The sequence below is a fragment of the Vibrio sp. Isolate34 genome (genome assembly GCF_022397915.1).
In the GTDB taxonomy this organism is placed as follows: Bacteria; Pseudomonadota; Gammaproteobacteria; order Enterobacterales; family Vibrionaceae; genus Vibrio.
Genome location: NZ_JAKEUO010000023.1, coordinates 24043 through 48640, shown reverse-complemented (window position 1 = coordinate 48640; position 24598 = coordinate 24043). Strand labels below are relative to the sequence as shown.

The following is a 24598-nucleotide window of genomic DNA, read 5'->3' as shown; positions in this document are numbered from 1 at the left end:
TGATAACACATTGATCACCCGATCTTTGAGGTGTGTTAAAACGATTTATGCGTAGTGTGTCGTCAGCAATTTGTGGGTGAATTGAGTTCTTAGGTAAAAACCACGCGGTTTAGTCTTGATGGGCTTTCCACTTGCACCGTAAGCTTCCGTTAACACTCGGCTGTTGGCGGCTTTTGGTCGTAGATGCAGCGCTTCACCGTGTCTTGCTGTTATCTGTTCAACATTGCCTAACACGATCAATTCCATCAGTTCTTCCCAATCCCTTTTTAGAAGCTCGTTTTCAGCCTCGCTTGGTGTCCATAGCAAAGGGGATCCTACATGCCTTTCTGCCAGTGGGATCTCTCTTTCTCCCTCAACAGGGATCCACAACACTTTAGATAGCTTGTTACGAACGTGACTGGTTTCCCAGGTAATGCCTTGCACGCCCATTAGCGGTGCGACACAAACAAACGTGGTTTCGAGTGGCTTTCCAGAGTAGCCAATCGGAATGCTTTTGAGCTCAATACCTAGCTTCGCAAAATCTTGTTCTGGCTTACTGCCAGCAGGTGCGCCTAAGTGCCATTCCAAAAGCTGTCCAACCCAGCCTTTATCACGCTTTAGGTCGTTTGGCATGTCCATTTCGGCTTCGTCAGCGAGCTCTTTGAAAGTCATTCCGGCAATCGCGTAGGCTCTGTCTAACAGCTCTTGTTGTGTTTGTGGTTCTGGTTTCATAATAAAAGGCATGATCAAAAAAATGATTTTATCAGAAGTTATCACCATATGACGACTGGTTAAGAAATGATCTCATTGCGACTAAAGGGATCAAAGTCAGGGTTATCCACAGGACATGAACGTAATTAATTGAAATATTAATTTAGTGGATAAATAAACAGGGGTTTGTGGTGGATAAAATGCTTGCCAAACAGGGGTTAAAATGAATCTTTCGATTGGTAGTGTGGATAAACACCGGAGTGGTTGATCTTTAACCATGTTCTAATTTTAAAAGATCTTTTTCATTTATCTTGTTTTTGAAAATTGATTTTTATTTTTAACTGCCTGATTTTAAATTAATTTAAATTTAATTTATAGGTTTGTTGTTTTGGGTGTTGATGAATCTATGGATTAAAAAAAACGATTGCGGGTAATTCTTCACATAGTTATTCACAGAAAAGGTGAATAAATGTGGTCTATGTCTCACTATTGTGTGGGTAACTAAATTTTGAGCAAAACTTATCCATATTCTTAGTTAATATTCATAAATATAGCGCTTATCACGTCACTAAGTTTGCTCCGATTGGGGATATGTGGAAAAATCAGTGTAATTAAAAATTTAGATAGAGGTTGGCCAGTGATAGATGGCGATGGTTACCGATTAAATGTTGGTATTGTAATCTGTAACAACCATGGTCAGGTCTTCTGGGCTAAACGATACGGACAACATTCATGGCAATTTCCTCAAGGGGGAATAGATGAAGGTGAGACTCCGGAACAGGCAATGTACCGCGAGTTGTATGAAGAGGTTGGCCTTACTAAAAAGGATGTAAAGATCGTCGCGACAAGTCGTCATTGGTTACGCTATAAGCTACCCAAACGACTGGTTCGATGGGATTCGAAACCTGTCTGTATTGGACAAAAACAGAAGTGGTTCCTTTTGCGCTTAGATTGCGATGAATCGCGTATCAATATGCAGCGTGGAAGTACACCTGAGTTTGATGGTTGGCGTTGGGTGAGTTACTGGTACCCAGTTCGACAAGTTGTTTCTTTTAAGCGAGATGTTTACCGTCGAGCGATGAAAGAGTTCGCATCTTTAGCAATGCCGTTTAAAGAGCGAAAAACAAAAGGAAAACGCAAATTGCGTAGAGGTTAAGCATGCTCAGTCAACTAAGGGAAATAGTTGAACACGTATCAAGAGTTGAAGATGTATCGACGGCACTTGATATTCTAGTTAAAGAGACATGCAGTGCGATGCAGACGGAATGTTGCACCGTGTATTTAGCCAATAATGATATGCAGCGCCTTGAGTTGATGGCAACTCAAGGCCTGATCTTTGAAGGTAATAGTATTCACATTGGTTTCGACGAAGGCTTAGTTGGCCTCGTGAAACGAAGTGCTGAACCTATTAACCTTGCACAAGCGTCTGCTCACCCTGCTTATAAGTTTTTTCCAGAACTTGGAGAAAACATTTACCACTCTTTTCTTGGTACTCCTATTATCCATCGCAAGCAAGTGCTTGGCGTATTGGTTATTCAACAAAAAACACCTCGTTTATTTAGTGAGATGGAAGAGTCATTCCTCGTTACGCTCTCAGCTCAACTTGCGGTTATTGTGGCGCACGCTCAAACCCAAGGTCATTGGCTGTTGGAACAACAAAAGCTGCCAGGCATCAAAGGTATTGCAGCTTCATCTGGGGTAGCGATTGGTGATCTGTGGTGGGACAACACCCAACCTGAATTAACGGATGTGTACCCTGCTTCGACGCTCAATATCGAGCGCGAGCAAGAGTTATTGGCAGTGGCGGTTGAGAATGCCCTCAATGACTTCAAGCGCATGCGAAAGCGCTTAGACAGTGAAATCAATAAAGACGCATTGGCGATCTTTGACCTGTTTACGCACTTACTCAACGATCCTATGTTACGTAAGGATCTAAAGAGCCAAATTCAAAAAGGCGATAAAGCGGACTGGGCACTAAGGCAGGTGGTTGAAAGCTATTCCAATCGCTTTGCTCGTATGTCGGATGTGTATTTGCGTGAAAGGGCGCAGGATATTCGAGAACTCGGTCAAAGGCTGTTGTATTTCCTTCATAACTCAGAATACGAGCTACGCACCTTAGATAAACCTATCATTCTGGTGGTGCGTGAATTAACGGCTTCGGTATTAGCGTCGATTCCAAAAGAGAAGCTGCTGGCAGTGATCTCCTTGGAAGGGGCGGCGAACTCGCACGCTGCGATTTTATCTCGCGCTCTAGGCATTCCTTCAGTAATGGGGGTTAACCTCAACCTTGTTCAAGCCAATGGCAAGCAAGCGATTGTTGATGGGTACAGCGGTGAGATCTTTATTGAGCCGACGAAAAACCTACTCAAAGAGTATCAAGGGCTGATTCTTGAGGAGAGTGAACTCTCTTCTATGGTCAATCGAGAACTGTATCTACCTGCGAAAACCCAAGATGACCAACAGGTCGAAATCCTACTTAATGCAGGTTTGAGCGCTGATACCAATATTGCTATCAACCAAGGTGTTGATGGCGTTGGTTTGTACCGAACGGAAATCTCTTTCTTGTTGCAACAAAGGTTTCCGTCAGAGGACGAACAATTCAAACAGTATCGTTCTGTACTAGCAAGTTATCCTAAGAAGCAAGTTGTGATGCGTACGCTCGATATTGGTGGAGATAAGGCCTTACCTTATTTCCCTATCGAAGAGGACAATCCATTCCTTGGCTGGCGTGGTATTCGCTTTACACTCGATCATCCTGACATCTTTATTATTCAGTTACGCGCTATGCTACGTGCGAGTTGTGAAAGCCATAACTTGAGCATTTTGCTACCGATGATCTCCGGTGCTCAAGAGCTCGATGATGCGTTACAACTGATTGAACAAGCCTATGACGAAGTGCACGAGCTTGATAACCGAGTGCGTATGCCACGCATTGGTATCATGATCGAAGTACCATCAATGCTTTATCTGCTGCCACTAATTGCCGACAAGGTCGATTTTGTCTCCGTCGGTACCAATGACTTAACCCAATATTTATTAGCCGTTGATCGGAACAATTCACGAGTCTCCGATGTCTATGAATCAATGCACCCTGCGGTGATCATGGCATTAAAACAAATTCATGATACTTGTAAGCAGTATCAATTACCCGTGTGTATTTGTGGAGAGTTAGCCGGTGATCCTATGGGCGCACTGTTACTGATTGGGTTGGGGTATCAGACACTAAGTATGAATACCTCGAATGTGGCCAGAACCAAATATCTGATTCGTCAATCTAACTTAGGTGAATTACAGGATTTGGCAAATAAGGCACTTTCAAAACCGTATGGTAGTGACATCTATAGTATGATGCTGAACTATTTCGAAGAGCGTGAATTTACAGGCTTCATTCGAGCAGGTAAAAAATAGGATTTAACGTGTCATATGAACTGATAGGCTTGCTAGCAGGCCTTGGTGCTATTGTTGGTGTTTTAGCTGGCTTGCTAGGCATTGGTGGTGGTTTGCTGGTGGTTCCTGCCTTACTGTTTTTGCTTCCTAAAGCGGGTATCCCTCAAGAGTTTGCAATGCAAATGGCACTGGCCACGTCGCTATCCACCATTATTGTTACGTCAGGATCGTCTGCGATTAACCACTTAAAATTGGGTAATGTGGATATCTTTGTCGTTAAGTGGTTAATGCCCGGAGTGGTTGTCGGTGGTTTCCTCGGTTCTTTTGTGGCCGAAGTGATTCCGGCTCAGTATCTGCCAAAAGTATTCGGTATGATCGTGTTGGTCTTGGCTTTGCAAATGCTATTGTCGATTCGCTCTAAGAGTCAGAAGGCAATGCCAGGTTCAGCTAAAACCATGTTATGTGGCGGCGGTATTGGTTTGGTATCAAGCTTAGCGGGTATTGGTGGCGGATCGTTGTCTGTGCCTTTTCTTAACCATCACGGTGTGGAAATGCGCAAAGCGGTTGGCTCATCTTCGGTGTGTGGTTGTGTTATTGCGATATCGGGAATGCTCGGTTTCATCTGGCATGGTTCTTCTGTCGATGATCTGCCTGCATTTAGCTTGGGTTATGTTTATCTGCCGGCTTTGATTGCGATATCTTGCACTTCCGTTCTGACGACGCGAGTGGGTGCGAAGCTGGCTACTCAATTGCCAACCCCTGTGTTAAAGAAATTCTTTGCGGTATTTTTAATGTTTATAGCAGCCACAATGCTGCTGTAGTGTCTTTTCTGTTAGCTGTGAGCTAACCGTTGATCAATTTAGATAGAGAGCCAAGTATGTCTCAGGGTTTTATCGAATTCCCAAATATCGATCCTGTTCTTATTGAACTAGGACCAATCTCAGTTCGTTGGTACGGCCTAATGTACCTCGTCGGTTTTATGTTTGCTCTTTGGTTAGCAAATCGCCGAGCTGATCAGCCAGGTAGTGGCTGGACTCGTGAGCAAGTATCAGATTTACTGTTTGCTGGCTTTCTAGGTGTGGTTCTTGGTGGTCGTATTGGCTACGTACTTTTCTACAACTTCGACCTTTTCTTAGCAGACCCACTTTACCTATTTAAGGTATGGACTGGCGGCATGTCTTTCCATGGTGGTTTGCTTGGTGTTATCACTGCAATGTTTTGGTATGCGAAAAAGAACGGTCGCACCTTCTTTGGCGTAGCAGACATGATTGCGCCATTAGTACCATTTGGTTTAGGTATGGGCCGTTTAGGTAACTTCATGAACAGCGAGCTTTGGGGCCGAGTGACTGATGTGCCATGGGCAATCGTGTTCCCGAATGGTGGTCCACTTCCTCGTCACCCATCTCAGCTTTATGAAATGGCGCTTGAAGGTATTGTTCTGTTCTTCATCTTGAACTGGTTTATTAAAAAGCCGCGTCCTCTTGGTTCTGTATCAGGATTATTCCTAGCAGGATATGGTACATTCCGCTTCTTAGTAGAATACGTACGTGAACCAGATGCTCACCTTGGCTTGTTCGGCGGATTTATCTCGATGGGACAGATCCTGTCACTGCCAATGGTTATCATCGGTGTGCTGATGATGGTTTGGGCATACAAACGCGGTCACTACAAAGACGAATTACCACAACAAACGAAGTAAGGAATTGGTGTGAAACAGTATTTAGATCTCTGTCAGCGTATCGTTGATGACGGTACTTGGATTGAAAATGAACGTACGGGCAAGCGCTGCCTAACCGTTATCAATGCTGACCTGGAATATGATGTTGGTAATAACCAGTTCCCTCTAGTCACAACGCGCAAGAGCTTCTGGAAAGCGGCGGTTGCTGAACTGCTTGGCTACATCCGTGGTTACGACAATGCTGAAGACTTCCGTAAACTAGGCACTAAAACTTGGGATGCGAACTCTAACTTGAACGAAGCATGGCTGAACAATCCTTACCGTAAGGGTGAAGATGACATGGGCCGTGTTTATGGTGTTCAAGGGCGAGCATGGGCAAAGCCTGATGGCGGTCATATCGACCAGCTGAAGAAGATTGTTGATGATCTAACGAACGGTATCGATGACCGTGGTGAAATTTTAAACTTCTACAACCCTGGCGAGTTCCACATGGGCTGCTTGCGTCCGTGTATGTACAGCCACCACTTCTCTCTGCTTGGTGACACTCTGTACCTAAATAGTACTCAGCGCTCTTGTGACGTGCCGCTAGGTCTGAACTTCAACATGGTTCAAGTGTATGTGTTCTTGGCTATTATGGCGCAAATCACTGGCAAGAAACCGGGTGTGGCTTACCACAAGCTTGTGAATGCTCATATTTATGAAGACCAATTAGCGCCAATGCGTGATATTCAGCTGAAGCGTGAGCCTCTGGCTGGCCCAACATTCCATATCAATCCTGAAATTAAGTCTTTAGAAGATTTGGAAACGTGGGTAACGATGGATGACTTTTGGGTTGAAGGTTACGAATGCCACGAAGCGATTAAGTACCCATTCTCGGTTTAATCTAATTCGCTTTGTTTGATAGAAAGGCTGCCACTGTGCAGTCTTTTTTATATCTGCAGAGCAGTAACGAGATACACAGAGCCAAAGAAATTCTTAAGAGTGCGAGTTTTTCGGCACCTAAAACCCGAATCTGTATTTCAATTCGCCATTCCCTAGACTGACGAAGGAGGGAGTAGGGAATCTCTTTCGTGGTGTGTTTGTGGGATTCCCTATTACGCTCGTTCATCGTTGTAGGGGATGACTAGGGTATATAGACACGAGTAACCGGACTGTTCGTTATTTGTTTACCTGTGCCCCACATCTTCTTTTTGATACTCGTATCTGCCTTTCAGAAAAGAAAAAGCCCGCAACCTAAGAGGTTGCGGGCTTTGCTATAAGCGATGTTTGTTTTGCTGTTAAGCAGTTAGAGCTAACACGGTACCAGGCAGTACAAGGAATACCGCAACAAGGTAGCCAGCGACTACAGATTTGTTCTTCACTGCCATGTCAGAAATGATGTCAGCGGCTTTCACTGGTAGTTCACGTAGGAACGGAATACCGAAGATGAATACTGTCGCCATGATGTTGAACACCAAGTGTACTAGAGCAATCTGTAGTGCGAATACTGCGAACTCACCAGATACTGCTGTTGCTGCTAGTAGAGCGGTAATACATGTACCGATGTTTGCGCCTAGAGTGAATGGGTAAACGTCACGTACTTTAAGAACACCTGAACCTACTAGCGGAACCATCAAGCTTGTTGTCGTTGAAGAAGACTGAACAAGGATAGTCACGATAGAGCCAGAAGCGATACCGTGGATTGGACCACGACCGATTGCGTTCTTTAGAATCTCACGAGCGCGGCCAACCATTAGGCTCTTCATTAGCTTACCCATTACTGTGATAGCTACGAAAATAGTCGCGATACCAAGAACAATAAGCATGATGCCGCCAACAGTGTCGCCAAATGTTGATAGTGGCTCTTTAATCGCGCTTACGACAGGTTTAGTGATTGGCTTGATGAAGTTAAGACCCTTCATGCTCATATCACCTGTTGCTAGCATTGGAGACACTAACCAGTGAGAAATCTTCTCTAGAATACCAAACGCCATCTCTAGTGGTAGGAAGATAGCAACGGCTAATAAGTTAAAGAAGTCGTGAATGGTCGCACTTGCGAACGCACGCTTAAACTCTTCTTTACAACGAACATGACCAAGACTAACTAGCGTATTGGTTACCGTAGTACCAATGTTTGCACCCATGATCATAGGGATTGCTAGCTCAACAGGTAAACCACCTGCCACAAGGCCAACGATAATTGAAGTAACTGTACTTGATGACTGAATAAGTGCTGTTGCCACTAAACCAATCATTAAGCCTGCAACTGGGTGTGAAGCAAATTCGAAAAGAACCTTTGCTTGCTCGCCTGTTGCCCATTTGAAGCCTGTACCAACCATTGAAACTGAAAGTAATAGTAGGTAAAGCATGAATGCCAAGTTAGCCCAGCGTAGCCAACGAGTTGTGCTCGAGATAGGCGCTGCTGCAGTAGTAGCTTGGTTCATAATGTTTTCTCCATTGGACCGTTTAAGTCTGTGTTTGGTCTGTTTGTTTAATCTGAGCGTGATGTTAGAGGGGAAATATTTCAGTAATATTACATTTTGGTTTAGGTGGGGCTTTTTTGTGATGATTTACTCTTTAAATATTCCCATAGCTAATGTGGTTGTTTTAAGTGATTGTTTTTAAATGGGTTTAAAGGGTTTTTCTATAGGTGATATAGATCTTAAAAGTTAGAAAAAAATTGAAAATAATCGCTCAAATATTACATTATGAAATCACACACTTCGAAAAAATAAGTGGTAACCAGGGTTTGAATTAGGTTTTTCCGAGTTTGTTGAGCGGGAGTGTCATATTTGATATAAAAGGGTATCTACTCCTTTATTACGGCACACCTATGTCGCACCTCAACTATAACCACCTTTATTACTTCTGGATGGTCTGTAAGCAAGGCTCTGTTACCAAAGCGGCAGAAGCTTTATTTCTTACTCCTCAAACGGTAACGGGTCAGATAAAAGCATTAGAAGAGCGAATGGACGGCAAGCTGACCAAGCGCAACGGGCGTAGTGTTGAGCCAACAGAGCTTGGGCAGCTGGTTTTTAAGTATGCCGATCGTATGTTTGGCCTGAGTTACGAAATGCTCGATATCGTGAATTACAGCCAGCACTCAAATATTCTGTTTGATGTGGGTGTTGCGGATGCGCTGTCAAAAAGGCTCGTGAGCAAGATCTTAATGTCGACGATTCCAGAAGATAACAGTATCCACCTTCGTTGTTTTGAATCGACTCACGAAATGCTGCTTGAGCAACTCTCTCAACATAAGCTGGATATGATTTTGTCTGACTGTCCGGTGGACTCTAGCCAAAGCCCGGGCTTGTTTAGTAAGAAGCTGGGTGAGAGTGGCATGAGCTTTTTCAGTTCAGGCAAGGTTGAAGGCGTTAACTTCCCAGCAGTATTAGAACAAAGGAAGCTTTTGATCCCAGGTAGCCGAACCTCTATGGGGCGTAAAGTGCTGCAATGGTTTGATAGACAAGGGCTTAAACCTGATATTTTAGGTGAGTTTGATGATGCTGCATTGATGAAAGCTTTTGCTCGTTATCATCATGACGCTATTTTCTTGGCACCGACGCTGTATATGTCTGAAGTGGAAGAAGATACCTCACTGCAATTATTGGGTGGTATTGAAGAGTTAAAAGAGGAGTACTACGTCATATTTGCTGAGAGGATGATCCAACATCCAGCAGTTAAAAACGTATGTGACGCAGATTTTAGCAAATTGTTCGAGTGAGATAGTTTGTTAATGAATTGATATCGATTATCATAACTCCGCAATACGCCGGAAATACTGATAGCCCGTAGTTGGCGCAAAGGTTGTAGGGAGCCAAACTATGAACTTAAAAGAGATGGAGAAGAACTCAGCACAAGCTGTGATTCTACTCAAAGCCATGGCCAACGAGCGTCGCTTACAGATCTTATGCCTATTACATGGTACTGAACTGTCGGTTGGGGAGTTGTGCGGCAAGTTGGAACTGAGTCAGTCTGCTTTATCTCAACATCTTGCTTGGTTGAGAAGAGATGGTTTGGTCGAAACTCGCAAAGAAGCTCAAACTGTGTATTACACATTGAGCAGTGAAGAAGTAAAAGCGATGATTAACCTACTGCATGGTATTTACTGCAAGTAGCTTATTACTGATGAGAGAGATGATTTCTTTTCAGGGATAAGGTCGACACAAGGAAGTGTCAGTATTTCACGTCGAACGTTAATCCTAAATAGCTTGTTTTCCTATCGACTTATTCTGTTTATTGAAAAGCAGGTTCGGTGAATAAGCAAAACCGTTTTCAGTGAGTAAAATAGCTTTTAGTAAGTAAATAGCAGCGTTACTCAAAATTTAGATATAAAAAAACCGGCCTAGGCCGGTTTTTTTCGTTTTGCGTTGTAATCAAATTTCTATTAAAGAGCTTTGATTGCAGCAGCGAAACGAGACTTATGACGTGCAGCTTTATTCTTATGAATAAGGCCTTTAGTCGCCATACGGTCAAGAAGTGGTGTAACTTCTACAAGAGCAGCAGTTGCAGCTTCTTTATCACCAGCTGCGATAGCTGCGATAGTCTTTTTCATGTAAGTGCGCATCATAGAACGACGGCTAGCATTGTGCTGGCGACGTTTCTCAGCTTGGATAGCGCGCTTCTTAGCAGATTTACTGTTTGCCAAGGGTCTAACTCCCAAAAACTTAGTTCGGTGACAATTTAAGGGCGAGGACTATCCCTCATTAGCGCTTAATTGTCAAATGATTTGTGCAAAAACCAATCGTAGCCAAACAAACTTTGGTATGGAAAGGTCATCGCGGTTAAGATGGCGGGGATTCTAACAGCATTTTTAGACCAATGCTAATAAATATGCTTCTTAGGATAGGATAGTATTTATCCTCGCTTGAAAGTAATCAACCAGTGTCAGAGGTTTCTGTGAGTAAACGACTATTAAAGTCAGGCCTGATTGTCAGCGCTATGACTTTTGTTTCCCGTGTATTGGGGCTAGTACGTGATGTAGTAGTAGCAAATTTGATGGGGGCTGGAGCGAGTGCCGACGTATTTTTCTTCGCTAATAAAATTCCTAATTTCTTACGTCGACTTTTTGCAGAAGGTGCGTTTTCTCAAGCGTTTGTTCCTGTATTAACGGAATATCACGCCGCAGGTGATAAAGATAAGACTCGAGATTTAATTGCTAAGGTGTCGGGTACGCTCGGGGTTTTAGTGTCTATCGTCACGGTTATCGGGGTCTTAGGCTCTGGTGTGATCACTGCGATGTTTGGTGCTGGTTGGTTTATCGACTGGCTGAATGATGGCCCTGCGGCGCCTAAATTCGAGCTGGCGAGCTTCATGCTTAAGATTACCTTCCCTTATTTATGGTTTATCACCTTTGTTGCTTTATCTGGTGCGATTCTTAATACATTAGGTAAGTTTGCGGTCTCTTCTTTTACCCCCGTGTTCTTGAACGTAATGATCATCGGCGCAGCATGGTTTATCTCTCCTAATCTAGAACAACCTGAAATTGGCTTGGCTATCGGTGTATTCCTCGGTGGTTTAGTCCAATTCCTATTCCAAATGCCTTTCTTAATAAAAGCGGGTGTGTTGGTTAAGCCGAAGTGGGGCTGGAGAGATCCGGGCGTTGTTAAGATCCGCACATTAATGATCCCAGCACTGTTTGGTGTGTCTGTTAGTCAAATCAACTTATTGTTTGATACCTTCATTGCCAGTTTCCTAGCAACGGGCTCTATCAGTTGGTTGTACTACTCAGACCGACTACTTGAGTTTCCACTCGGTTTATTCGGTATCGCTATTGCGACGGTAATTCTTCCTGCTTTATCTCGTAAACACGTAGACGCTCAAGGGGAAGGGTTCGCACATACCATGGACTGGGGCGTGCGCATGGTTTTGCTTCTCGGTATTCCTGCGATGTTAGGTCTTATCGTTTTAGCTAAACCCATGCTGATGGTGCTTTTCATGCGTGGTGAGTTCTCTCCACACGATGTACAACAGGCATCGATGTCTTTGGTTGCTTACGCGTCTGGCTTGCTTAATTTCATGCTGATCAAGGTATTGGCTCCGGGTTACTACTCTCGGCAAGATACGAAAACACCGGTTAAGTACGGCATTATCGCCATGGTGACCAATATGGTGTTTAACGCGATCTTTGCTTATTTCTATGGTTATGTTGGTTTGGCGATTGCGACAGCCCTGTCTGCCTTTGTGAATATGGCCTTGTTATATCGTGGATTACATCTGGCGGGCGTATATCAATTAACGAAGACAACCTTATTGTTCAGTGCCAAATTGATTATGTCAGGTGTGGTGATGGTAGCGGCTATTTTGTGGCAATTGGATAATATGCAACATTGGCTTGAATGGAGCTTCAGTCAGAGAGCGCTGACATTAACAGGCTTGATTGGACTTGGTGGCTTTGTTTATATTGTTTCGGTATTGATTTTAGGTATCCGAGTAAAACATTTAAAAGCAGCGACAGATTAATACTGATTAGTATATAATCCGTCGGTTTCACACAATAAATGATGCAAATAACAGGTTTTAGCTGATCATAATGGAACTGATCCGAGGTATACACAATATTAAAGCGCAGCATCATGGCTGTGTATTAACCATAGGTAACTTCGATGGTGTTCATTTAGGACATCAAGAGGTTCTGAGTCAGGTTTCTAAACAAGCTGCAGCATTAGGGCTACCTTCTGTTGTTATGACGTTTGAGCCGCAACCTATGGAGCTGTTTGCCCGAGATAGAGCGCCAGCACGTTTAACTCGCTTACGCGATAAGTACGTGCAACTGAGCAAGCTAGATATCAGTCGTTTATTGTGTGTCAATTTTAATCAGTATTTTGCAAGTTTATCCGCAGAAGCATTCATTAAAGATCTTTTGGTTGATAAGCTTGGTGTGAAGTTCTTGGTGGTTGGTGACGATTTTTGCTTTGGCAAAGGCCGCACTGGTAATTTCGCTATGCTTAAAGAAGCGGGCGAAAAGTATGGCTTTGAGGTGGTAAGCACCCAAAGTTATTGCTTAAATCAATTACGAGTCAGCAGTACTGAGATACGAAATGCATTAGCGGTCGATGACTTGGCTGCAAGTGCTACCATGTTAGGACGTGATTACAGTATTAGTGGTCGTGTGTCCCATGGTCGTAAACTGGGGAGAACCATAGGTTTCCCTACCGCTAATATTCCATTAAAGCGTTGTGTTTCTCCTGTATCGGGAGTGTATGTTGTTGAAGCATTGGATATCGACGGGGTTCCTGTCGGTGGCGTTGCTAATATTGGACAACGACCAACAGTTAATGGTGTAAGGCAGCAATTAGAAGTGCACTTTTTTGACTTTAAAGCCAATTTGTATGGTAAACAGTTAGAAGTACGACTTTTGCACAAACTGCGCGACGAGATAAAATTTGAATCGTTCGACGCATTAAAGAATCAAATAGAATTGGATGCTGAAGCCGCAAGGGTGTGGCTGCTTCAGCTAAAGAATTAATCGGATGATTCCACCGATTAACATAATGTCTAACTTCGCCCAATATAACGGAATTAAGAATCGATGAGTGATTATAAAGATACCCTGAACTTACCAGAAACAGGGTTCCCAATGCGCGGCAATCTGGCAAATCGTGAGCCAGAAATGCTTAAGCGTTGGTACAAAGAAGATCTTTACGGCGAAATCCGTAAGGCAAAGAAAGGTAAAAAATCTTTCGTACTGCATGATGGCCCTCCATACGCGAACGGCGACATTCACATTGGCCACGCGCTGAATAAGATTCTTAAAGACATTATTATTAAATCTAAGACCCTTTCTGGTTTTGATGCACCGTACATCCCTGGTTGGGACTGTCACGGTCTTCCAATCGAGCTAATGGTTGAGAAGAAGAAAGGTAAGCCTGGTCAGAAGATTTCGGCTGCTGAATTCCGCGAAGAGTGTCGTAAGTACGCTGCGGGCCAAGTTGAAGGTCAGAAAGAGAGCTTCAAACGTCTTGGTATCATGGGCGAGTGGGATAAACCTTACCGCACTATGGATTTCGGTACAGAAGCGAACATCATTCGTTCTCTAGGTAAAATCGCAGACAAAGGTCACCTTCTTAAAGGTTTCAAACCAGTTCACTGGTGTACTGACTGTGGTTCTGCTCTGGCTGAAGCTGAAGTTGAATACAAAGATAAAGTTTCTCCATCTATCGATGTGAAATTTACAGCAGCTGACGAAGCGGCACTTCTAGAGAAATTTACTCTAGCTGAAGGCCACGCGGGTCAGGGCGAAATTTCTATCGTTATCTGGACAACAACACCATGGACTCTGCCAGCTAACCGCGCAGTATGTCTACGTGATGATCTTGAATACTTGCTTATCCAAGTTGAAGCAAATGGCGACCAGCCAGCTCAACGTATCGTTGTTGCTTCTGAACTAGCAAAAGACGTAATGGATCGTGCAGGTATCGAGCACTTCCATAACCTTGGTTTTGCTACTGGTGCTGATCTTGAGCTTTCTCAGTTCAACCACCCGTTCTACGACTTTACTGTTCCAGCTGTTCTTGGTGACCACGTTACAACGGATTCAGGTACTGGTGTGGTTCACACTGCACCTGGTCACGGTCAAGAGGATTTCGTGGTTGGTAAGAAGTACAACCTAGAAATCGCTAACCCAGTAGGCTCTAACGGCGTTTACCTGCCAGATACAGAGCTATTTGCTGGTCAGCACGTATTCAAAGCGAACGACTCTGTTTTAGAAGTTCTAAAAGAGAAAGGTGCACTTCTGCATCACCACGCTTACGAGCACAGTTACCCACATTGTTGGAGACATAAAACTCCAATCATCTTCCGTGCAACACCACAATGGTTCATCTCTATGGATCAAGCTGGCCTACGTGCAAAAGCACTAGAGTCAACTAAGAATGTTGAGTGGATGCCAGAGTGGGGTCAAAGCCGTATCGAAGGTATGATCGAAGGTCGCCCTGAGTGGTGTATCTCTCGTCAACGTACTTGGGGTGTGCCAATTGCTCTGTTCGTTCATAAAGAAACGTCAGAACTTCACCCTGATAGCCCAGCGCTTATTGAAAAAGTAGCGAAGCTAGTTGAAGAGAAAGGCATTCAAGCTTGGTGGGATGTAGACGCTGCTGAACTTATGGGCGCTGAAGACGCTGATAAGTACGAAAAAGTAATGGATACGCTAGACGTATGGTTCGACTCAGGTGTTACGCACTTCTCTGTTGTGGATTCTCGTGAAGAGTACAACGGTAACAGTGCAGATCTTTACCTTGAAGGTTCAGACCAACACCGTGGCTGGTTCCAGTCTTCTCTAATTTCATCTATCGCGATGAAAGACGAAGCACCATACAAGCAAGTACTAACTCACGGTTTCGTGGTTGATGGTAACGGCCGTAAGATGTCTAAATCTATCGGTAACGTTGTTGCACCTAAAGATGTAACCAACAAGCTAGGTGCAGATATCCTGCGTCTATGGGTTGCTTCTACAGACTACACGGGTGAAGTTGCGGTTTCTGATGAAATCCTGAAGCGTTCAGCTGATGCTTACCGTCGTATTCGTAACACAGCTCGTTTCTTCCTAGCGAACTTGAACGGTTTCAACCCTGAAACTGACCTAGTGCCTGCTGAAGAGATGGTTGCACTTGATCGCTGGGCTGTTGGCCGTGCTCAAGCTGCACAAGAAGAGATCGTTAAAGCATACGGCGAGTACAACACGCACGGTGTAACTCAGCGTCTAATGCAGTTCTGTTCTATCGAAATGGGTTCTTTCTACCTAGACGTAATCAAAGACCGTCAGTACACAGCGAAGCAGGGCAGTCATGCTCAACGTAGCTGTCAGACTGCGCTTTACTACATCGTAGAAGCTCTAGTTCGTTGGATGGCGCCTATCATGTCGTTCACTGCAGATGAAATCTGGAACGAGATGCCAAGCTCTTTACCAACTGGAGAGCAACGTGACAAGTTCGTATTCACTGGTGAGTGGTTCGAAGGTCTATTTGGTCTTGCTGAAGGCGAAGAGCTAAGCAACGAATTCTGGGCTGAAATCCAGACTGTTCGTGGCGCAGTGAACAAGCTTCTTGAAGACGCTCGTAAAGAGAAAACGATCGGTGGTGCACTGCAAGCTGAAGTTACTCTATACGCTGACGATGCACTAGCGGCTAAGATCAACAAGCTAGAAGATGAGCTACGTTTCGTACTTATCACTTCTGCTGCGGTTGTTAAGCCACTAAGTGAGAAGTCTGATGCAGCTCAAGCGACAGACGTTGAAGGTCTATTCGTTGAAGTAGCGGCGACTGAAGCTGAGAAGTGTGACCGTTGCTGGCACCACACTCCAGATGTAGGCACTATCGAAGGTCACGAGAAAGTTTGTGGTCGTTGTGTGTCGAACATCGACGGTGAAGGCGAAGTGCGTAAGTTCGCATAACCGCTCAGAGAAAGACTGAACTTTTTGTAAAAATTATAGCCCCAGTATCAACTGGGGTTATTTTTAATTATAGGAAATGTGTTTCGCCAAGTTGGGTACTGATGATCACTTAAATCAGGTGAGAATGAATACCAGCTTCGTAAATACTAGGAATAGAAATGAGTGAAGTTTCGTTAAAACAATCTGGTGTGCGTTGGTTATGGTTGGCTCTATTAGTCTTCCTTGCAGATATCGGCATTAAACTTTTCGTGATGGACAACATGGGTTATGGCTGGGCAAACCGTATTGAGGTGCTGCCGTTCTTTAACTTCTTGTACGTACATAATTACGGCGCAGCATTTAGCTTCTTGAGCGATCAGAGTGGTTGGCAGCGTTGGTTATTTACCGGTATCGCATTTGCAGTAACGGGCATGCTGACGTACTGGATGAGCAAGCTACCAGCGACAGAAAAGTGGAACAACATTGCTTACGCCATCATCATCGGTGGTGCGGTTGGCAACGTATTTGACCGAGTAGTACACGGCTTTGTTGTCGATTACTTAGATTTCTACTGGGGCACTTACCACTGGCCTGCATTCAACTTAGCGGATATGGGAATCTGTATCGGTGCTGCGATGATCATCCTCGATGGTTTCCGCAAGAAAGATGAAAGCAAATAGGCGAATAAGCCTTAAGTAAAACGCTTTGAAATAGATTGCCTTAAAGTCAGTCTATGACTCACAGAATAGAATAGCCCTAAGCGCTGTCGGTTGATTCCGGTGGCGCTTTTTTTTATGCTGCAACTAATATGAGAGCAAAGCAGAATGCGTTCTCAAATAATAAAGAAGTCTAAGGAAAGTAACGTGGCAGCAATTAAAAATGATTCAGCAGTAACCCTACATTTTACGATTAAGATGAAGGATGGTTCAGTTGCCGATAGTACGGAAAATATGGGCAAACCAGCGAAGTTCGTTATGGGTGATGGCAGCCTAAGCGAGAACTTCGAAGCATGCCTGCTTGGACTTGAAGAAGGCACAGAAAAGTCTATCGAACTGAAAGCACAAGACGCGTTTGGTATGCCTAATCCAGACCATATTCACCATATGGATAAAGCAAAATTTGCTGGTGGTACAGATGTTGAAGTCGGTACTATCATGGCATTCTCTGGCCCTGACGGTATGGAAATCCCAGGTATTATTGCAGATATCGCGGGTGACTCAGTGACGGTTGATTTTAATCACCCACTTGCAGGCCAAGACGTTACGTTTGATGTCAATATCTTAGCTGTCGAATAGCTCTCTTAACGTTAGAATAGCTGTCTTCACGCTAGAATAAGATAGCCTTACAGTTGTGACACTCAACCCAGAGCTTCACTGTCTAGGCGCTTCACTGTAGAATGCGAACCTCGCTGACGGCGAACTCTATAGAAACAACCTAAGTACCGCGGTAAATGATGAGCAATGAAATGAAAATAATGTTAGCTAACCCTCGTGGCTTTTGTGCCGGTGTCGATCGTGCGATCAGCATCGTAGAGCGCGCACTTGAAATGTATCAGCCACCGATTTATGTTCGCCATGAAGTGGTACATAACCGCTTTGTTGTTGAAGGGCTTAAGCAACGTGGTGCTATTTTTGTCGAAGAGCTGAGTGAAGTGCCAGACGATAACATCGTAATTTTCTCTGCTCACGGTGTATCTCAAGCTGTTCGTAAAGAAGCGAAAGAGCGTGAACTTACAGTGTTTGATGCAACGTGTCCTTTGGTGACTAAAGTTCATATGGAGGTTGCTCGTGCGAGCCGCAAACATATGGAAGTGGTACTGATTGGTCACGCAGGTCACCCTGAAGTTGAAGGTACTATGGGTCAGTACGCTAGCCAAACTGGTGGTATGTACTTGGTTGAAAGACCAGAAGACGTACAAAACCTAGTGGTGAATGATCCAAGTAACCTGCACTACGTGAGCCAAACTACGCTGTCTGTTGATGAGACGGCAGATGTGATTGAAGAGCTACGTCGTGTGTTCCCTGAGATTCAAGGCCCTCGTAAAGACGACATCTGCTACGCAACTCAAAACCGTCAAGACGCAGTGCGTGAGATGGCAAACGACGTCGACGTAGTGATTGTTGTTGGTTCTAAGAACTCATCGAACTCAACACGTTTGAAAGAGCTGGCTGAGAAGCTTGGTACACCAGGCTACCTAACGGATTGCCCTGAAGACATTCAAACTGAATGGGTTGAAGGCAAGAAGAAGATCGGTGTAACGGCAGGTGCTTCTGCTCCTGAAGAGCTAGTAAACCAAATCTTAGACCGTATCCGCGAGCTAGGTGCGACTGACGTTGAAGAAATTCAAGGTCGTGAAGAGAACATGTTCTTCGAAGTACCGAAAGAGCTACAGATTAAGCAAGTCGACTAATCTCTATCGACTTGTGATACTAGCGATTCGCAAACAGTAAACAGCCAACGTTAATGCGTTGGCTTTTTTGATCGTACTTTATGTCCTGTCCTGAAAGGTGTTTACTGGAGGCCGAGTTGCTCTTTTAAGGTCTTGAGATAGCGACGACTCACAGGGACTTCAAAGCCCGTCAGTGTGATGATCTCGGCTAATCCATTCTCTAGTAACTTGATCTCTTGGATCGATTTTATGTTGATCAAATATTGTCGATGACAGCGGATTAAATCGGTCTTTTCTTCCAAGACCTTCAGGGTTAACTGTGAGGTTGCCGTTTGTGATGAGCTGCGAACATGCACACCACTGATATCAGAATAGGCGCATTCAACCGTTTGGCTTGCCATGATCACAATTCGGTTATGACCAATACACGGAATCTGCTCTAAGTGGCAGGGAGCAATCGCAGAGATGTCTTGTTCAGGTGCTTTCTGGTTTTGCTTGATGACCTTATTCAGACGACAAACACTCTTGTTTAATCGACAAGGTTCAACGGGCTTGAGTAGGTAGTCAAAGGCATTGTCTTCAAAGGCTTGAATCGCATATTGATCGTAGGCGGTCACAAACACCACATAGGGCATGGTTTCCGGGTCAAGCATGCTCAGCAATTCAATCCCAGTGACCTGAGGCATTTGAATGTCCAAATACACCACATCAGGCTTGAGAAGGTTGATCTGCTTAAGCCCTTCAATTGCGTTACTCGCTTGACCAATGACTTCCACTTCTCCAGTTTCAGTCAGCAGCTCGATCAACTCTTCGCGAGCAAAAAGCTCATCATCGACAACTAGTGCTTTTAACATCCTACAATCTTCATTTTGATTCTATCCCTGCTTGTTTCTATCTATGTCTTCTAAATATGCTTACCGAGAAGCTATCACCTACGAAAAGACCGCTATTTCAGTATAGGTATGATAAAGCTCATTCGAGTAAATTGCTGTGGTTGAGATTCTATTTTTAGTGCTGAGTCTTGTCCAAAGAAATTAGTGAGTCGTTTGTCAACAATCTCCATGCCTAATCCGACATGATCTTGAGATGGTTTCTGATAGTTGCCTGCATTGTCTTCGACGATCAGTTTGAATCCACCTTGGAAAGCCTCGCTGTAGATCTTCACTGTGCCACCTTCCAACATATTCGAAATACCATGTTTGATGGCGTTCTCAACCAGTGGTTGCAGAGTAAAGCTCGGCAGTTGTGATTCGTACAACTGTGGGTCTATGTCCCATTCGACTTCTAATCGGTCGGTGAAACGTGCTTTCTCAATGGTGAGGTACGCATTGACGTGTGCCAGCTCGTCTTTGAGTTTCACTGTGTTGATGTTCTGCTTAAGGTTGCTTCTAAAGAAGTGAGACAGGTGTTGAATAAGCTCTCGCGCTTTGTCTGGGTCGCGACGTGTAACAGCACTGATGGTATTGAGCGCATTGAATAAGAAGTGGGGGTTCACTTGAGCGTGCAACAGTTTGATCTCAGCTTGAGTGAGCAGGGTTTGCTGCTGCTGATAGTTGCTGAACAGGATCTGACTCGATAATAGTTGAGCGATACCCTCTGCCATCGACATATTGATAGTCGAGAATAGCTTCAGCTTAGGCTCATACAGTTTGATGGTACCGACCACTTCGTTACCTGCACGCAGTGGGATAATAAGCGCAGAACCTAACTTACAATCTTGAGATAGAGAACATTGGTATGGGTTCTCTTTACCATCAAGGTAGATGATGTCGTTCTTTTCCATCGAAGTGAGGGTACTCTGCGATGAAATCGGGGTATTTGGAATATGGTGTTCATCGCCAATGCCGACGAACGCGAGGATTTTTTCTCGGTCGGTAATCGCAACAGCACCAACGTTGGTTTCTTCATAAACGATACGCACGATCTTTTGTGCATTATCGGAAGTGAAGCCGCCATGCAGAATACCCACGGAACGCTCGGCGATGGTGAGTGCGCGGCGCGAGAAGGTGGCGGAGTATTTCTCGAAGATGGTTTTTCTATCTTGGATGATGCTCATGAACAGCGCCGCACCCACTGAGTTTGCAATGATCATTGGCGCAGCAATATCAGAAACCAGCGCATAAGATTGTTCAAACGGTTTGGCGACCGCAAGCAGAATCAACATCTGAATCATCTCTGCAAATAACGTCACAGAGAACACCACCATCGGGTTAAACAGTTGGCTAGCTTTGTTCTTTCTGACTAGGTAAACGTGCAGTAGGCCACCAATCAAGCCCTCTGCTGTAGTCGAGATAGCACAAGCTAAGTCCGTAAAGCCACCCAATGAGTAGCGATGAATCCCACCAGTAAACCCGACCGCAAAGCCAACCACAGGACCACCAAACAGGCCGCCCATTACTGCGCCCATCGCTCGCGTATTGGCGATGGCGTCATTGATCTGCAGTCCGAAATAGGTGCCCATAATACAGAACAGGGAAAACAGAACGTAGCAGCTGATCTTATGGCTTAAGCGCGAAGAGATGCTCAACAAAGGGAGAATTAGTGGGGTTTTACTTAACATGTAAGCAATCACTAAGTAGACGCAGGTTTGTTGTAGCAGAGAGAGAATGAGTTCCATATTTTCACCTATTGAGACGCTTGTTAAGTGTAAAGCTCATTGCTTGGTAACGGTAGCTTTGCTTGTGTTTTAGTGGGTTATATTCACTTCCCAGAGTCGAAAGCATTAACGCCTGAAAACAATAAAGCCCATCACAGTGGACGGGCTTTAGTCTTAGGTTCCACGAATCACTGAGTGATTACGGGAGCAAGCGAAGTTGTGTTTGACTGTTCTGTTGTCTCTTTCTCTGAAGATTGGTCTCTTGTTCCCAAGAGCCTTAAAGAACTAGGCTGTTTTGGTGACGCCTTTTGCTTCTTTCTCTTCTTCATCAGCCAGGTCGATATCGCCTTTGCCTTTTGAAATTTTAATAACGTAAGCCGCAACACCAAGCGCACTCACCACACCAATGATGGTTGAGATTTGCATTGGTAGACCGAAGCCCAGTTGGCTGTTGTTCAGGATGAATGTGATACACACAGACGTCATGAAGATAGCTGGAACTGTTGTTACCCAGTGCAGTTTGTTGTGGCGAAGTAGGTAAGCTGAAGCTGTCCACAGCATCATTACGGCTGTTGATTGGTTAGCAAAACCGAAGTAGCGCCAGATGATACCGAAATCAACTTGAGTCAGGATGCCACCGATAACGAACAGTGGTAACGCCATTAGTAGACGGTTACGCAGTGTTTTCTGTTCCATGTTGAAGTATTCAGCAAGGATAAGACGGCTTGAACGGAACGCTGTGTCACCCGAAGTGATTGGTAGGATAACCACGCCAAGGAAAGCAAGGATACCGCCAAATACACCCAGTAGACCAAATGAAGCGCTGTATACCACGTTACCCGGGCCGCCGTTTGCAATCGCGTCAGACAGAGACTCAACTGAACCGAAGAAAGACAGAGCAAGCGCACACCAGATTAGAGCGATGATGCCTTCACCAATCATTGCACCGTAGAATACGAAGCGACCGTTCTTCTCATTTTCCATACAACGCGCCATCAGTGGAGACTGAGTTGCGTGGAAGCCAGAGATAGCACCACATGCGATAGTGATGAATAGAGCAGGCCAAAGTGGTAGGTCATTCGGGTTCATGTTGGTGAACATGTCGCTCATCTCGAAGCCACCCATGATTTGGTGTTCGTCAGATAGACCAATCGCAGTGATAAGACCAACAGACATGAAGATAAGCAGCGCACCGAATAGTGGGTAGAAGCGACCAATGATTTTATCGACAGGGACAATCGTTGCGATGATGTAGTAAGCAAAGATGATAACAACCATCGTAGTAGCAGACATCGCGAAATCAGTTTGGTCGTTCACTAGGTTAGTGATCATACCTGCTGGAGCAGATACGAATACCACACCAACAAGAAGCAGTAGAACAATGGCAAAGATGTTCATAAAGTGTTTTGCGCCATTGCCTAGGTAACGTCCAGTGATGGTTGGAACCGAAGCTCCGCCATTACGGATAGATAACATACCTGAGAAGTAGTCGTGTACTGCACCTGCGAAGATACAACCTAGAACGATCCAAAGCATTGCTGCTGGGCCGTAAAGGGCACCCATGATCGGGCCGAAGATTGGACCTACACCTGCGATGTTAAGCAGCTGAACTAGGTAAACCTTTGGTGTCGACATTGGAACGTAGTCCACGCCATCTTGCTTGGTGTGGGCTGGTGTTTGGCGCTTTTCATTGATACCGAAAATCTTCTCGATAAAGGTACCGTAAATAAAGTAGCCACCAATGAGTGCTGCAACACAGGTAAGAAACCACATCATAATTTGTTATCCCTGAATGTATTAATTAAGTCAGGGTGTATATTAAAGGAGTCGATGAGAAGAAACTTCCACTACAAGAGTGAGTGGTCGAATAGCCAATTTAACGGTGTTATAACTGATTGAGTGGTTTGTTCACTGTGCTGAGTGGCGGATATTTCTATCGAGAGGCCGATTAGCTCTATAGAGAGGTTACTTGAGCTGGTTTAGCGGCGACTACTGATTCCGAGCGGTCGAAATTGGCCGAAAGTGGCGAACATTAGACAATAAGTGGACATCGACAGGCGTTCAGCGGAGAATCAGCACAAAGGCAGAGCTTCGTCAGAAAGTGGTGAAGTAACAATATAAAGGATTGAAATGAAAAAAATAATCGCACTATTCGCAGTGGCATTTAGCCTTGCAGGATGCAGCGCCAATATTAAAGATTTAGCGGCAGAAGGTAACTGGAAAGAGATTGGTTACCGTGATGGTATTAAAGGCCACACTCAGCGTTCTTATCAAGAGATGGCTGCGCTTGGCGCTGTTGACCAAGCAAGTTACACAGAAGGTTATCATTCAGGTGTGATTGAATACTGTAACCCTAACCATGCTTATCAGATTGGCTTGTCTGGTCAGGTGTATGAAGGTGTATGTTCTGGTACGGAAGACGCTCAACGTTTCCGTATGGAATGGCAGCGTGGCTGGGATGAGTTCTCGAACGACTATTAATCTGGCTTACGGTTAATTCGTTATCTCGTTTAAATAAAAAACCAGTACTTCATGTGTACTGGTTTTTTGTATCAAGCTTTCATCTGTATCGAGGATTAATTCGACATCTTACTGATTATTCTCAACCGCTTTTCGCAGAAAGCCATTTTGTTGATCAAGCTGAGCCTTGGCCGCTTCAAAACCAAGCCCGGTTAGAATCATCAAAATAGCGAGCTTCACGTCATAATTGGTGGTTTTTAGCGTCGCCACGGCCAGTGCTTTATCACACTCAGTCGCTTGAATCACGATGCGAGCGGCGCGGGCAACCAACTTTTCATTAGTCGCTTTTACATCGACCATCAGGTTCTGATAGCTTTTACCAATGCGAATCATACTCGCAGTCGTCAGCATGTTAAGTACCAGCTTTTGTGCCGTACCTGATTTCAAACGCGTTGATCCCGTTAATGCTTCTGGGCCAACCACTGGGCTAATTGCAATCTGCGCGATCTCGGCAATTGGAGAGTCAGGGTTACAAGACAGGGCTACGGTCACCGCCCCGATTTGATTGGCATAGTTAAGTGCACCAATCACGTAAGGTGTACGGCCACTGGCTGCAATGCCAACCACAACATCATTTTCTGAAAACTGAATCGCTTTCAGATCTTCAATACCTAGAGTCAGCGAGTCTTCCGCGCCTTCTTTAGCTTTTAAAATGGCTTCTGGCCCGCCAGCGATTAGGCCGATAACCATCTTGTCTGAAACACCGAAAGTCGGTGGGCATTCTGATGCATCTAACACACCTAATCGACCACTGGTGCCTGCGCCCATATAAATCAGTCGACCGCCGTTTTGGAAGGCGTGAGCGATCTTGTCAACGGCTTGAGCGATCTGTGGCAGCTCGGCCTCGATAGCGAGTGGTACTTGTTTGTCTTGTTGGTTAATCTTTTCAACCACTTCGAGAGAGGTGAGTAGATCAATATCCATAGTATCAGGATTTCTCCTCTCCGAAACGAGGTGCGAGAGTGCTGATATGAGAGCGTCGTTACTCAT

At 44.7% G+C, this 24598-nt stretch carries 21 protein-coding genes; 14 read left to right on the top strand and 7 right to left on the bottom strand.

The window, feature by feature from the left end; all coding sequences use genetic code 11:
* Positions 1 to 45 precede the first annotated feature (45 nt).
* Positions 46 to 711: a DNA mismatch repair endonuclease MutH gene (mutH, locus tag L1D22_RS19475; RefSeq protein WP_261885264.1), complete on the bottom strand. Its 666-nt coding sequence runs from the start codon at positions 709 to 711 to the stop codon at positions 46 to 48.
* 616 nt (positions 712 to 1327) lie between these two features.
* Here mutH and rppH point away from each other — a divergent pair.
* From rppH to L1D22_RS19450, 5 genes are read left to right on the top strand one after another with little or no spacing between them, the layout of a single operon-like run.
* Entirely contained in the window at positions 1328 to 1846 is a 519-nt protein-coding gene (rppH, locus tag L1D22_RS19470; protein WP_004739545.1) for an RNA pyrophosphohydrolase, read from the top strand.
* Between the two features lie 2 nt (positions 1847 to 1848).
* Positions 1849 to 4098: a phosphoenolpyruvate--protein phosphotransferase gene (gene ptsP, locus L1D22_RS19465; RefSeq protein WP_239830920.1), complete on the top strand. Its 2250-nt coding sequence runs from the start codon at positions 1849 to 1851 to the stop codon at positions 4096 to 4098.
* A gap of 8 nt (positions 4099 to 4106) precedes the next feature.
* Positions 4107 to 4898 (top strand): sulfite exporter TauE/SafE family protein, encoded by a 792-nt coding sequence (locus tag L1D22_RS19460; RefSeq protein WP_017630215.1) that lies wholly within the window; start codon positions 4107 to 4109, stop codon positions 4896 to 4898.
* A gap of 56 nt (positions 4899 to 4954) precedes the next feature.
* Positions 4955 to 5776 (top strand): prolipoprotein diacylglyceryl transferase, encoded by an 822-nt coding sequence (lgt, locus tag L1D22_RS19455; protein WP_017059338.1) that lies wholly within the window; start codon positions 4955 to 4957, stop codon positions 5774 to 5776.
* A 9-nt stretch (positions 5777 to 5785) separates the two neighbouring features.
* The gene (locus L1D22_RS19450; RefSeq protein ID WP_176681996.1) at positions 5786 to 6637 is read left to right on the top strand and encodes a thymidylate synthase; all 852 of its coding nucleotides are present in this window, start codon (positions 5786 to 5788) and stop codon (positions 6635 to 6637) included.
* 395 nt (positions 6638 to 7032) lie between these two features.
* On the opposite strand, the gene L1D22_RS19445 is transcribed toward L1D22_RS19450, so the two are convergent.
* On the bottom strand, positions 7033 to 8178 hold the full coding sequence (locus L1D22_RS19445) for a Na/Pi symporter (RefSeq protein ID WP_239830919.1): 1146 nt from the start codon (positions 8176 to 8178) through the stop codon (positions 7033 to 7035).
* A gap of 389 nt (positions 8179 to 8567) precedes the next feature.
* Between L1D22_RS19445 and nhaR the strand changes: the two genes are divergently transcribed.
* Both nhaR and L1D22_RS19435 read left to right on the top strand, forming a co-directional pair.
* Positions 8568 to 9458 carry a transcriptional activator NhaR gene (gene nhaR / locus L1D22_RS19440; RefSeq protein WP_017629799.1) on the top strand — a complete coding sequence of 297 codons (891 nt, stop codon included), beginning with the start codon at positions 8568 to 8570 and terminating at the stop codon, positions 9456 to 9458.
* 100 nt (positions 9459 to 9558) lie between these two features.
* Positions 9559 to 9852 carry a metalloregulator ArsR/SmtB family transcription factor gene (locus L1D22_RS19435; RefSeq protein ID WP_004735028.1) on the top strand — a complete coding sequence of 98 codons (294 nt, stop codon included), beginning with the start codon at positions 9559 to 9561 and terminating at the stop codon, positions 9850 to 9852.
* Positions 9853 to 10121: 269 nt separating this feature from the next.
* On the opposite strand, the gene rpsT is transcribed toward L1D22_RS19435, so the two are convergent.
* Positions 10122 to 10382 carry a 30S ribosomal protein S20 gene (gene rpsT, locus L1D22_RS19430; protein ID WP_004739529.1) on the bottom strand — a complete coding sequence of 87 codons (261 nt, stop codon included), beginning with the start codon at positions 10380 to 10382 and terminating at the stop codon, positions 10122 to 10124.
* Between the two features lie 251 nt (positions 10383 to 10633).
* On the opposite strand from rpsT, the gene murJ reads away from it, so the two are divergent.
* From murJ to ispH, 6 genes are all read left to right on the top strand, one after another.
* Positions 10634 to 12196 (top strand): murein biosynthesis integral membrane protein MurJ, encoded by a 1563-nt coding sequence (gene murJ, locus L1D22_RS19425; RefSeq protein ID WP_345772817.1) that lies wholly within the window; start codon positions 10634 to 10636, stop codon positions 12194 to 12196.
* A 70-nt stretch (positions 12197 to 12266) separates the two neighbouring features.
* Positions 12267 to 13202, top strand: coding sequence for a bifunctional riboflavin kinase/FAD synthetase (gene ribF, locus L1D22_RS19420; protein ID WP_017062867.1), 936 nt, complete (start codon positions 12267 to 12269; stop codon positions 13200 to 13202).
* A 63-nt stretch (positions 13203 to 13265) separates the two neighbouring features.
* Positions 13266 to 16124, top strand: coding sequence for an isoleucine--tRNA ligase (ileS, locus tag L1D22_RS19415; RefSeq protein ID WP_239830917.1), 2859 nt, complete (start codon positions 13266 to 13268; stop codon positions 16122 to 16124).
* A 158-nt stretch (positions 16125 to 16282) separates the two neighbouring features.
* Positions 16283 to 16783, top strand: a complete 501-nt coding sequence (gene lspA / locus L1D22_RS19410; RefSeq protein ID WP_004739521.1) for a signal peptidase II — start codon at positions 16283 to 16285, stop codon at positions 16781 to 16783.
* 183 nt (positions 16784 to 16966) lie between these two features.
* Positions 16967 to 17398, top strand: a complete 432-nt coding sequence (fkpB, locus tag L1D22_RS19405) for an FKBP-type peptidyl-prolyl cis-trans isomerase (RefSeq protein WP_239830916.1) — start codon at positions 16967 to 16969, stop codon at positions 17396 to 17398.
* Positions 17399 to 17556: 158 nt separating this feature from the next.
* On the top strand, positions 17557 to 18513 hold the full coding sequence (gene ispH, locus L1D22_RS19400) for a 4-hydroxy-3-methylbut-2-enyl diphosphate reductase (protein ID WP_029235087.1): 957 nt from the start codon (positions 17557 to 17559) through the stop codon (positions 18511 to 18513).
* 101 nt (positions 18514 to 18614) lie between these two features.
* Here the strand turns inward: ispH and btsR are convergent, their stop codons facing one another.
* The 3 genes from btsR to L1D22_RS19385 form a co-directional block, all read right to left on the bottom strand.
* Positions 18615 to 19346, bottom strand: a complete 732-nt coding sequence (gene btsR, locus L1D22_RS19395) for a two-component system response regulator BtsR (RefSeq protein ID WP_239830915.1) — start codon at positions 19344 to 19346, stop codon at positions 18615 to 18617.
* A 92-nt stretch (positions 19347 to 19438) separates the two neighbouring features.
* Positions 19439 to 21109, bottom strand: coding sequence for a sensor histidine kinase (locus L1D22_RS19390; protein WP_239830914.1), 1671 nt, complete (start codon positions 21107 to 21109; stop codon positions 19439 to 19441).
* Positions 21110 to 21373: 264 nt separating this feature from the next.
* The gene (locus tag L1D22_RS19385; RefSeq protein WP_017629791.1) at positions 21374 to 22864 is read right to left on the bottom strand and encodes a carbon starvation protein A; all 1491 of its coding nucleotides are present in this window, start codon (positions 22862 to 22864) and stop codon (positions 21374 to 21376) included.
* Positions 22865 to 23218: 354 nt separating this feature from the next.
* Between L1D22_RS19385 and L1D22_RS19380 the strand changes: the two genes are divergently transcribed.
* Positions 23219 to 23569, top strand: coding sequence for a DUF2799 domain-containing protein (locus tag L1D22_RS19380; protein WP_239830913.1), 351 nt, complete (start codon positions 23219 to 23221; stop codon positions 23567 to 23569).
* A 108-nt stretch (positions 23570 to 23677) separates the two neighbouring features.
* On the opposite strand, the gene murQ is transcribed toward L1D22_RS19380, so the two are convergent.
* A complete protein-coding gene (gene murQ, locus L1D22_RS19375) occupies positions 23678 to 24598 on the bottom strand; it encodes an N-acetylmuramic acid 6-phosphate etherase (protein WP_239830912.1) in 921 nt (306 codons plus the stop codon).